The sequence below is a fragment of the Enhygromyxa salina genome (assembly GCF_002994615.1).
GTDB lineage: Bacteria > Myxococcota_A > Polyangia > Nannocystales > Nannocystaceae > Plesiocystis > Plesiocystis salina_A.
In genome coordinates this window covers 1-11,237 of sequence record NZ_PVNK01000105.1, presented here as the reverse complement: position 1 = coordinate 11,237, position 11,237 = coordinate 1, and the positions used below count along the sequence as shown (strand labels likewise).

Annotated in this window: 9 protein-coding genes; 6 read left to right on the top strand and 3 right to left on the bottom strand. The window is 71.4% G+C overall.

Annotation, left to right across the window (positions count from 1 at the left end):
- Positions 1-177: 177 nt before the first annotated feature.
- From ENSA5_RS37305 to ENSA5_RS09145, 3 genes are all read right to left on the bottom strand, one after another.
- Positions 178-1,521, bottom strand: a complete 1,344-nt coding sequence (locus tag ENSA5_RS37305; RefSeq protein ID WP_106391252.1) for a hypothetical protein — start codon at positions 1,519-1,521, stop codon at positions 178-180.
- A gap of 127 nt (positions 1,522-1,648) precedes the next feature.
- A complete protein-coding gene (locus ENSA5_RS09150) occupies positions 1,649-2,167 on the bottom strand; it encodes a 3'-5' exonuclease (RefSeq protein WP_106391251.1) in 519 nt (172 codons plus the stop codon).
- Positions 2,164-2,667: a cupin domain-containing protein gene (locus ENSA5_RS09145; protein WP_106391250.1), complete on the bottom strand. Its 504-nt coding sequence runs from the start codon at positions 2,665-2,667 to the stop codon at positions 2,164-2,166. The genes ENSA5_RS09150 and ENSA5_RS09145 overlap by 4 nt, the downstream gene beginning before the upstream one ends.
- A 45-nt stretch (positions 2,668-2,712) precedes the next feature.
- Between ENSA5_RS09145 and ENSA5_RS09140 the strand changes: the two genes are divergently transcribed.
- From ENSA5_RS09140 to ENSA5_RS09115, 6 genes are all read left to right on the top strand, one after another.
- Positions 2,713-4,179, top strand: a complete 1,467-nt coding sequence (locus tag ENSA5_RS09140; protein WP_106391249.1) for a S1 family peptidase — start codon at positions 2,713-2,715, stop codon at positions 4,177-4,179.
- Positions 4,116-4,712, top strand: a complete 597-nt coding sequence (locus ENSA5_RS09135) for a Uma2 family endonuclease (RefSeq protein WP_106391248.1) — start codon at positions 4,116-4,118, stop codon at positions 4,710-4,712. The genes ENSA5_RS09140 and ENSA5_RS09135 overlap by 64 nt, the downstream gene beginning before the upstream one ends.
- Positions 4,713-4,788: 76 nt before the next feature.
- Positions 4,789-6,258, top strand: coding sequence for a trypsin-like serine protease (locus ENSA5_RS09130; RefSeq protein ID WP_106391247.1), 1,470 nt, complete (start codon positions 4,789-4,791; stop codon positions 6,256-6,258).
- Between the two features lie 60 nt (positions 6,259-6,318).
- On the top strand, positions 6,319-8,298 hold the full coding sequence (locus ENSA5_RS09125) for a glycosyltransferase family protein (RefSeq protein WP_106391246.1): 1,980 nt from the start codon (positions 6,319-6,321) through the stop codon (positions 8,296-8,298).
- Positions 8,298-9,296 carry a PA14 domain-containing protein gene (locus tag ENSA5_RS09120; protein WP_106391245.1) on the top strand — a complete coding sequence of 333 codons (999 nt, stop codon included), beginning with the start codon at positions 8,298-8,300 and terminating at the stop codon, positions 9,294-9,296. The genes ENSA5_RS09125 and ENSA5_RS09120 overlap by 1 nt, the downstream gene beginning before the upstream one ends.
- On the top strand, positions 9,296-11,152 hold the full coding sequence (locus ENSA5_RS09115) for an ArnT family glycosyltransferase (protein ID WP_106391244.1): 1,857 nt from the start codon (positions 9,296-9,298) through the stop codon (positions 11,150-11,152). The genes ENSA5_RS09120 and ENSA5_RS09115 overlap by 1 nt, the downstream gene beginning before the upstream one ends.
- Positions 11,153-11,237: the final 85 nt, after the last annotated feature.

The following is an 11,237-nucleotide window of genomic DNA, read 5'->3' as shown; positions in this document are numbered from 1 at the left end:
GCTCGGGGGCTCGGCGGAGGTGGCCGGGCTGCGCCTGGCGTTGGCGGCGACCTCGGTGCCGTTGGCGCTCGGGGGGGCCTGGTTGCTGCGGGGCGCCGGGGTGCTCGATCGGCACCCGCAGGGACTCGGCGCTCGGGATGAGCCGGGCAGCTGAAGGCTCGCTCGCGCTGGGGACGATCAGCGCGCGCGCACACACTGGGCGCGGCCCTCGAACCCGGTCTTCGGCTCGGGCCGGCTGCCGCCTTCTTTGGTGTCGAACACGAGGTTCTTGGTGCCGCCGACCACCGCGAGGGTCGTCGACCAGTACGCCCCAGGGCTGAGCATTCCGGCCGCGTGGAGCTGCTCGAGCTGCTTGATCGAGGTCAAGCGCCAGCCGCCCTTGCCGCCGCGCTTGTTGAGCCGGCAGTGGTTCGACGCGTCCCTCCAGCTGAAGAGCGCGTTGTTGACGGGCGCGACGAGGAGCCCGTCGAGCTCACGGATCTCGCCGCTCGCTGGAGGCCCGGCTGCCAAAGGCGCGTCGACTTCGGGCTCGGGCTCGTCTGGCGTATCGGCGGGGAGAGCCTCGCCTGGTGCCTCGTCCGCGGGGGACGGCTCCCCGGGCGCGGGCGTGTCATCGGGCTGCGCGGGCGCGTCATCGGGCTGCGCGGGCGCGTCAGTGGGCTGCGCGGGCGCGTCAGTGGGCTGCGCGGGCGCGTCATCGGGCTGCGCGGGCGCGTCATCGGGCTGCGCGGGCGCGTCGGGCTGCGCGGGCGCGTCGGGCTGCGCGGGCGCGTCGGGCTTCGGCGCCTCGCCGGCCTCGCCGGGTGCTGTCGCCAGCGGCTCGTCGGGCGTCGGCGCCGCCTGGCCCTGGCCCTGGCCAAAGACGCCGCTCTCCCACGCGTACCAGCCCAACCCCGCGCTCACGAGCAACGCGAGGACCGCCGCGACCCAGGGCAGGAGCCGGCCCTCGCCTCGACCCTCAACCTGACGCTCGGGCTCGGGCTCGGGCTCGGACTCGGACTCGGGCGCGGGCTCGGACTCGGGCGCGGGCGCGGGCTGACGGTCGAGCTTGCGCTTGGCGGCGTTGGCCTTGACCAGCGTTCGGGCGAGGGCGAGCGCCTCGGCGAGGTCTTCGCTCTGGGCTTGCTTGTTCAAGCTCGGGGGCAGCGTCTGCTCCTCCTGGGTGCCCCCGGCCAAGCTGGCCAAGGTCGCGCGGATGCGCTCGAGCAGCTCCTCGGGCTCGGCCTCTTCGATGTTCACGCGCACGATCTGGTCGTCCTCGCCCCTGTGCTTCTCGAACTGCTCCTCGATCTGCGGGAGCTGGTAGGGGTCGAGATCCTGGCTCTGGCACAGCACGAACACGCCGGGCTGCCGGGCCGCGCTCATGTGGCGCTCGAGGGCTCGGGCGTCGAGGTCGACGCCCGCGCACACGTGCACGTCGAGGGCCTCGGTCTGGAGGGTGTCGGCGAGCGGGCGGACCCGGGCGAGGTCTTCATCGCTGCAACACAGGGTCACCGCGATCTTGTTGGTGGAGGTGTTCACGGGTCCGAGTTCGTGTGTCGTGCGCCCCTGGCGTCCTCGCGTGCTCCGTGACGGACGCGTCGGTCCCGGGGAATCTACACGACCTCGCGCTCACGGGAGCCGGGCGTGAGCCGCGCTTGCGACCGACCTACCACTTGACCTTCAAGCCCAGCCGCTCGCCCATGTCGAGCATCGCCTCGGCGTTGCCCCTGGCGTCATCGACGGGGTGATGGGTATGCCGAGTCTTGCGCAGGTGCTTGAAGTTCTCGAACACGCTCTTGACCATCCCCTTATAGAGCGACCCGAGGTTGGTCGACGAGAACCCAAAGGGGTTGTCACCCATGAAGTGGTGGAAATACCAATTGACGAAGCTCCAATCGAAGCCGTTGTTGTCCGACACGAAGCGCGGCTGCCCCTTGGACTCTGCCCGCAGCCACTCGGCGAAGGCCCGCATCCCGGGCTCGGGCTCGGGGAACGCGAGGGTCTGCTCGCGCGTGAACCCGCTGACGGCGAGGGCCTCGGGCACCCACTGCGCGGAGATCGGACGCAGCCGCGCATAGAAGGTGCGCTCCAAGCCAGGCTCGACGATCACGGCCCCGAGGCAGACCATCGAGTAGTCCCCGGGGATCGGGCCGTCGGCCTCGACGTCGACCATCACCCAGGTCACGGCTTGGCCTCCCAGGCCTCGTACTTGGCCGCGGGCTCGGGCCCGGCGAAGATCTGCACGGCGACCATCTCCTGGTCGCCGTTTTGATAGCTGACCTCGGCGTCGGCGGGCATGTAGATGGTTGTGCCCGCCGCGATCGCGTACTCCTGGCCGTCGATCGTCATGACCCCGCTGCCCTCGAGCACGTGGATGTACTCCTCGGTCGGGTCGCGGTGAGGCGGGACGGCTCCGTTGGCGTCCATGCGCAGGTGGCCGAGGTAGGCGTTGTGGCCCCGGGCGAGGTGAGTGATCGTGGCCTTGCCGTTGGGCGCGGTCGCGCTCGGGGCGTCTGCGAAGGCGACGACGGTCGCCGCGAGGGCGCTCGGGTCCGGGCGGGGATCGGGCGGGCTGGCCTCGTCGGCGTCGGCCCTGGTCGCGGCCGAGCTCTGGAGCGCGACGCTCGTGCACGCGCCCAACAAGAAGGTCAGGAGCAGGGCTACGGGTGACGTGGACCGACGCATGGGCGGAGCTTATCGCTCGCTCGACGGACGGGCTATCGTGGCCCGGTGACGCGCGAGGCTTCATGGGTGCTGTGCACGGTCGGGCTCGTCGTCGGTGTGACGGCGACGGCGGCCGCGAGTCCGCCCGCGGCGGTCGAGGCGTCCGAGCCGGCCTTGCTGATCGCCCACGGCGAGGACGTCGCCGCCTGCGCCTGGCCGACGGCGGTCGCGGTGCTCGGCGGGGCGCAGTGCTCGGGCACGCTGATCCACCCGGAGATCGTCGTCTACGCGGCCCACTGCGGCGGCGGCTTCAAGACGATCCGCTTCGGCGAAGACGCCCAGACCGGCGGCACCACGGTCGAGGCCCCGGGCTGCCGGGCCTACCCGAATTACGCGGGCGACCTCGATCAGGGCCACGACTGGGCCTACTGCCGGCTGCCCGCGCCGATCACCGGGCTGCCCCCGACCCCGCCGCTGTTCGGCTGCGAGACGGCGCTGCTCGAGGTCGGCAGCGAGGTCGCGCTGGTCGGCTTCGGGCAGTCGACCGAGGCCGCGTCGGGGATCAAGCGCTGGGCCGCGACGACGCTCGTGGCCGTCACGCCGGGCAACAACACGACCCTCGTCGGCAACCCCGACATCGAGGGCACACCCTCGACCTGCCTCGGCGACTCGGGCGGGCCGGCGTTCTTGCAGCTCGGGGACGGGAGCTGGCGGACCTTCGGGATCGCCTCGACCTCGGTCGGGGCGTGCGGCGGCTACGGAGCCCACTCGGGCCTCGCGGGGGCGGTCGCGTGGATCGAGCGAGACAGCGGCGTCGACGTGACGCCCTGCCACGCCGCCGACGGCAGCTGGGCGCCGGGGCCCGCGTGCGCGGGGGCCAACCGCGCGGCCGCGAACGTCGGCAGCGGCAGCTGGGCCGACTGGTGCAGCGGGACGCCTGCGAGCGGGGCGTCGAGCTCCTGCGGGCCGGCGTGGGATCAGTTCGACTCCACGCTCTTGCCGAGCGTCGAGATCGTGTCACCGAGCTGGGGCCAGACCTTCTTGGACGGCGCGCTCGTGAACGTCGAGGTCGCGGCGACCAAGCACCCCGAGGGCTACGCGCTCGCGCGGGTCCGGCTCGAGATCGACGAGCTCGAGGTCGCGAGCGACGACAACGATCCATGGCTGTTCGAGGCCACCGCGTTCCCGGGCGTCGGCGTGTACACGCTGGTCGCCGTCGCCGAGGACTGGGCCGGCAACGAGGTCGCGTCGGCGCCGGTCATGATCGGGCTCGGCGAGGTCGAGGTGCCCGATCCCGACCAGGGGACCGAGTCCGGCGAGGGCGGGAGTGAGGACGCGGGCGGCGGCGCCGAGTCCGAGGGCCCGGGCTGCAGCTGCGCCACGCACGAGCCGAGGCCGCTCGGCTTGCTGGTGTTCGTCGCGCTGCTCGGTTACCTGCGGGCTCCGCGGGGTGCTACGTTGACCTCGCGATGGGCGAGCCAGCGACGGGCCGCGCGACCTACGAAGACGTCCTCGCGGCGCCCGAGCACCTGATCGCCGAGCTGATCCACGGGACCCTCGTCACGAGCCCGCGCCCGGCGATTCCCCACGCGCACGCCGCCAGCGTCCTGGGCATGGAGCTCGGCTCGCCCTTCCAGCGCGGGCGAGGTGGTCCCGGCGGCTGGTGGATCGTGGACGGGCCCGAGCTCCACCTCGACGCCGAGATCCTCGTGCCCGATCTCGCCGGCTGGCGACGCGGGCGGATGCCTGCGCTCCCCGATGTCGCGTACATCGAGCTCGCGCCTGATTGGGTGTGCGAGCTGCTCTCGCCCTCGACCGAGGCCCGCGACCGCACGGACAAGCTCGACATCTACGGTGCGGCCGGTGTCCCGTGGGTGTGGTTGGTCAACCCGAGGCTGCGAACCCTCGAGGTGCTCGAGCGCAGCGAGGGCAAGTGGGTGTTGAACGCCAGCCATCACGGCTCGGGGCCCGTGCGAGCGCCGCCCTTTGGGGCCGTCGAGCTCGTGCTGGGCGATCTCTGGCTCGCTTCAGAGCCGTCAACGCCTGCTGAAAAAGATGTGACCTGAGCCGGCACATGTGTCGCGCTCAAAGCGCTGGCTTTGAGCTTTCTCGGTAAATTCCCCATCATTGCGGCGAGGGCTCATGACATTGCTTTCTCTTCGCCTGCAAAAACTCGCGCCGCTCGCTTTCCTCTCGTTCCTCGCGGTACCCGTCGTCGCGTTCGCGGGGGGTCCCGAAGTCCAGGCGCCCGAGCCAACCCCGATCGTGTGGAACGGCGACGAGACCGATCCCTGCGGCTGGCCGACGGTGGTGATGGTCTCGGGCAACGGCTCGCTGTGCACGGGCTCGTTCATCCACCCGAAGGTCGTCATGTACGCGGCCCACTGCGGCGCCGAGGACAAGGTCGTTCGCTTCGGCGACAGCAACGCCAGCGCCAAGACCAAGACCGTCGAGTACTGCAAGACCTACCCCGGCTACAACGGCGGGCAGGGCAGCGACTGGGCCTACTGCGTGCTCAACGAGGAGGTCACCGAGATCCCGATCACGCCGGTCGGCTACGGCTGCGAGGTCGAGCAGTACTACGGCAACGGCGCCGAGATCGCGATCGTCGGCTTCGGCAACAACACCGGGGACGAGGGCGCGGGGCGCAAGCGCTGGGGCTGGACCTACATCTCCGACGGGACCAACACGCGCTTCAACGTCGGCGGCCAGGGGACCGAGACGATCTGCTCGGGCGACTCGGGCGGGCCGGCGTTCATCCGCTACGCCGACCAGAGCTGGCACGTCTACGGCATCGCCTCGACCAAGAGCGACGACACCTGCAGCGCGGCCAAGGGTACCCACTCGCTGGCCGTCAACGCGGCCGAGTGGATCGAGCAGGACTCGGGCATCGACGTGACGGTCTGCCACGACATCAACGGCAACTGGGATCCGACCCCGCTGTGCGGCAACTTCTATACGGGCGAGCCGGCCCTGGGCTACGGCTCGTGGAACCTGTGGTGCCCCGACGCGCCCGCGCTCGAGTGGAGCTCGACCTGCGGCGGCGACTTTGGCGAGAACGCCGAGCAAAACCCGCCGGTGCTCGAGGTCGTGGTGCCCTTCGACGGGCAGGTCTACGACGCCGAGCCGGCGATGTTCGACATCACCGTCAACGCCGAGGACGACAGCGGGCTGCCGGTCGACGTCCAGATCGAGATCCAGGGCATGCTCCAGGGCGCCGTCGTCAGCGAGAACCCCGCGGTCTTCGACGGCGCGACCTTCTACTGCGGCGAGTACACGATCCTCGCGCACGGCACGGATTTTTGGGGCAACGTCGGGCAGTCCGAGACGGTAACCTTCAGTGTCGAGGGCGACTGCGTCCCGAGCGACGATGACGGTGGCGAGGGCGACGGCGACGGCGACCCCGGCGACGGCGACTCCGGGGGCACGGACGGGAGCGGGGACGAGGGGCCCACGGACGAGTCCGGCGACGACTTCGGCGAGACCGGCTTCGGCGGGCCGGGCCTGAGCGTCAGCGGGACCTGCAGCTGCGACGTCGAGCGCCGCGCGCCCGGCGGGGCCTGGCTCGGCCTCGGCCTCCTGGGTCTCGCCCTGCTTCGCCGCCGCCGATAGGGCTCGGCCGGGGCCGGCTACGGTCCCGGGATCAAAACTGCTAGCATCCGGCGCTCCGCGATGCCCCGACCCTCGTCACAGCGCGCCGCCTCGGCGCCCCGCGAGCGCCTCGTGCACGCGTGTGAGCGGCTGATGCCGAGCGACGGGCCGCGCTGGGATCTCGGCTTCGACCTCGCCAGCGCGGTCGTCGGCGCGATCGTCTTGCTGCTGATCGCGATGACCTTCGGGGACTACGGGATCACCTGGGACGAGACCTGGCACCTCAACTACGGGCGCCACGTGATCCACTGGTACGCCTCCTTCTTCGCCGACGACGCGGCCTTGAGCTACCGGGCCGACTACCTCTACGGCGGCAGCTTCGACGGGCTCGGCTACCTCGCGCGGCAGATCTCGCCCTTCGACAAGTACGCGACGATCCACCTGTTTGGGGCCTCGGTCGCGTGCTTTGGGCTGCTCGGCGCGTGGAAGTTCGGGCGCCTGCTCGGGGGCCCGGCGGCCGGCTTCGCGACCTTGGTCTTGCTGGTCCTGACGCCGGTCTGGTACGGGCACATGTTCAACAACCCGAAGGACATGCCCTTCGCGGTCGGCTACGTGTGGGCGCTCTACTACGAGGTCCGGATCCTCATCAGCATGCCCGCGGTCCCGCGCAGCGAGTGGGCCAAGGCCTCGTTCGCGCTCGGGGTTGCGATGAGCGTGCGGATCGCGGGGCTGCTGACCCTGTGCTACCTGTTCATGATCGTCGGGCTGTGGATCCTGTGGCGCGCGCGCGAGGCCCGGGACGCGCGGCTGATCCCGCGCTACTTGCTGCGCTTCTCGCCCCAGCTGCTCGGGACGACCCTCGGAGCCTGGGCGCTGATGTTGATCCTGTGGCCGTGGGCCCAGCTGCACCCGATCCGGCGCCCGCTGATCGCCCTCGCGCGGATGTCGGCCTTCAACCTCCACGAGCGCGGGATGCCCTTCGGCAGCCGCCGGATCTCCACGCTCTCGCCGCCGGCGGACTACTTGCTGCGCTACTTCACCTTCAAGCTGCCCGAGCTGATCATCGTGCTCGTGGTCGCGGCGCTCGGGGTGTTCATCGTCCGGGCGGTCCGGCTGCGCAAGCGGACCAAGCTCGCGCGCCTCGGCCAGGTCCCCGCTGACCTGTCCCCGGTTGACCGCGACGAGCGGCGCCGGGTCGCGCTCGGGGGCTTTTTGGTCTTCGCGATCTTGTTCCCGCCGCTGTACACGATCGCCAAGCGCTCGCCGCTCTACGACGGCCTGCGCCACTTCCTGTTTCTGGTCCCGATCTTCGCGGTCGTCGCGGGCGTGACCCTGACCAAGGGCGTGCGGCTGCTCGCGGCGCGCTCGCGGGCGGGGGCCTGGGGCGTCAACGTGCTCGTTGTCGCCTACTGCGTGCGCATGGTCCTGGCCATGGTCCACCTCCACCCGCACGAGTACCTGTTCTTCAACTCCTTCATCGGCCGGCTGCCCGGGGCCTACCTGAAGTACTCGACCGACTACTACGGCAACACCTACAAGGAGGGGTTCGAGACCCTCCGCGAGCACCTGTGGCGAACCGAGCGTGAGCGCTACCTGAAGGGGCCCTACGTCGTCGACGCGTGCATGCCCGACTTCATCGCGCGCGAGTACCTCGGCAGCAACTTCGTCTTGAAGCGCTCGGGCGGCCCCCCGGCGGAGTTTTGGTTGGGCTACACGCGCAACAACTGCTACCTCAAGCACAAGGAGTCCCCGGAGTTGACTCGGGTCGAGCGCGAGGACACGCTGCTCGTGCTGATCCGGGATCTACGCAGTGACGAGCAGCGCGACGAGGTCTCGACGAGGCAGCGGCCGGCGAGCAAGCCCAGCCAGCGAGGCAAGCCCGTGAACAAGAACAAGGCTCGCAAGCCAGGGCTCGAGCACACCCAAGGTTCGAGGGCCAAGCCGACCGACAAGGCCAAGCCCGAGTCCAAGGCGGCCAAGGCCAAGGCCAAGCCCGAGGCGGCCAAGCCCAAGGCGGCCAAGCCCAAGGCGGCCAAGCCCAAGGCGGAGGGATCGCGCTGATGGCCGCGACGACCAACGCGGAGCCGAAGCCGGGCAAGCTGTCCGAGCGCCCAGGCTGGACCGAGCTGCGCGCCGCGGCCGACGAGCTCCACGCGGCCGAGCTCCTGCTCGGCGATCCTCTCGCCCCGGCCCGCACGGCCGTGCCTCACCTGCGCGAGTTCTGGCGGGCGATGGTCGCGGCCGCCCGCGCGGCCCAGCTCGGCGCGGTTCAAGCGGGCGCGGCCGAGGCCGAAGCGCCCCGGGCCTGGCTCGACGCCGAGATCCCGGGGGTCGACGCCAAGGCGCGGGCGCGGCTTGGCGAGCACTGGCGAGCACTCGCCGCGGCGGACTCGGAGCCGCCCGCCGACGGTGCGCTCATCGCCCACGCCCAAGCTGCCCGCGAGCTGCTCCAGCGGATCGAGCCGATCATCGGCGGCTCCCCGCTGCGCACGCGGACCCGCAGGACCGCCTGGACCGCGCTCGCCCTCGTCATCCTGTTTGGCCCGCTGCTGGGCTACGTCGCCCTCCACACCGAGGTCGAGGGCGAGGGCCCGTGGCGGGTGGCCTACCACTCCGACCGCAAGCTCGAGAGCAGGCCGATCGTGCAGCGCGAGCCGCACATCGACCACGACTGGAACAAGGACGCCCCGCTCGAGGCGGTCCCGCCCGACAAGTTCTCGGTCCGCTTCGACACCTGCTTGCGCATCGACGAGGCCGGGCCCGTGGCCTTCCAGGTCAACGCCAACGACGGCGCGCGGGTGTTCATCGACGGCGAGTCGGTGATCGACGCGTGGGAGCGCGACGAGAAGACCCGCAAGCGGGGCTCGGGCGCGGCCGAGGTCCCGCTCGAGCCCGGCGTCCATCATGTCCGGGTCGAGTATTTCGAGAGCCTCGGCGTGGCCAGCATCAAATTTAGCGCCTCGCTGGACGGCGCCGTGCCCAAGCCGCTGCCCCATGATCGCCTGACCTACCCGGGCGACGACCTCGACGAAGACGACCCCTGCGCGGCGGTGCGATAGTGCCGGCGAAGGGGCCTGCGAAGGGGGACTGGCGTCGGCACCTGATCGCGCTCGCGCTCTTGATGCTGTGCGGGGCGCTGCTGTGGACCTCTGAGCGCGGGCGCACGCTGACCGCCGACGAGCCGCTGCACCTCGTCCGCGGCCACGCGCTGTGGTGGACGCACAGCTCGCACCTGAGCTACGCCCACCCGCCGCTGGCCAACGCGATCACGAGCTTGCCCTACGCCGGGCGCGGCGACGAGGCCTGGGGCGCGGGCGCGAAGCCGGACGGGCAGCCGCGGCCGCCCGCGCGCGTGTCGGAGCGCCGCCCGAGCGCCGCGGCGACCCACGCCGAGGCCTTCGAGCGCCTGCCGGGCTGGGACGTGGCCCAGCCCCTGAGCGTCTCGACCGCCTACTTTCGCCATGACTTCGGCGTGGCCCGGGCCGAGCTGACGGGGGCCCGGCGGATGATGATGCTGTGGACGCTGGCGCTCGGGCTGTTCATCTATTGTTGGTCCGAGCGGCGCTGGGGCTGGTCGGCGGCGATCGTCTCGCTCGCGCTGTTTTGCCTCCACCCCACGCTCCTGGCCCACGGCCGCCTCGTCACCACCGACATGCCGCTGGCCGCGACCGCTTTTGCGAGCCTCGCGGCGCTGATCGCCTGGATCGAGCGCCCGGGCTGGGCGCAGGTCGGGCTGTTTGGGCTCGCGACCACGGCGATGGCGCTCAGCAAGCACAGCGGGCTGGCCTTCGTCGTGGTCATGAGCTTGATCGTGCTCGGCGCGGCCCTGCTCGGTCGCGGTGGCTTCGCCCAGCAGCGCGGCGGCCGGGCCCGGCGGGTCGGGCTCGTGTTTGGACAGCTCACGCTGGTCGCGGTGGTCATGATCTTTGTGATCGACGCCGCCTACATGTTTGATCGCGTGGGCCTGAGCGTGGCCGAGATCCTCGCCGAGCCCGAGCCGCACAACTGGATCAGCAAGCGCCACGACTACCAGCTGCTCGAGCGCAGCCCGATCGCGGCGCTGCCCGAGAGCTGGCGCCTGCCCTTTCCCTACACCTGGCTCGTGGGCTTGGCGACGGTGTCCGAGCAAAACGGGGCCGGCCACGGCCGCTACTTCTTTGGCATGCGGGCCGCCCCCGGCAACCCGCTGTACTTCCCGGTCATGCTCTTCGCCAAGTCGCCGACGGGGCTGCTGATCCTGCTCGGCTTCGGCGCGGGGCTGGTCGTGGCTCGGGTCCGGGCGGGCGTCCGTCCGAGCGTCGCGACGACGGTCCTGGCCCTGTTCGCGGCCCTGACCCTGGCGAGCGCGTGCGCGTCGAAGATCAACATCGGGGTCCGGCACGTGCTGCCGCTGATCGTGATCCTGGTCGTGCTCGCCGGTCGTGCCGGCCAGCTCCTGGTCGAGGCCGCCGCCGATCCGGGGTCGCCCGGCGTCCCAAGCTGGTTGGGCGCGGGGCGGCGCGGGCCCGCGCTGGTCCTCAGCTGCGTGCTCGCCTCCGCCGTCGGCGCGGCCTGGACCTTCCCGGCCTGGCTCGGCGACTTCAACCTCCTCGTCGGCGGGCCGGCTGGCGGCCACCGCATCAGCGTGATCGGCGAGGACTGGGGCCAGGACCTCGGCGACCTCGCCGAGCTCGCCGAGGCCGAGGGCTGGGAGCAGGTCGCCTATCACACGACCTTCCCCCTGCGCCGCGAGGAGCTCGAGTCCCGCGGGCTGAAGGTGCGCAAGATCGGCTGCAAGAAGCCCTACCGCGGCCCGGACCCGGTCGTCATTCACCTCAGCGACTGGGCCCGCCGACACAGCTGCTTCACCTGGCTCGACGGCCGCGAGCCCGCGCACGTCGTCAACCACCACCTGCTCGTGTTCGAAACCGAGTGACCCTTCGGCCGTAGCGCGAGCCCAAGCGGGGCCAGGGCTGGGCGCGCGGGACGAGTCGGGGTGCTTGGGGGCGCGGGCTCGGGGG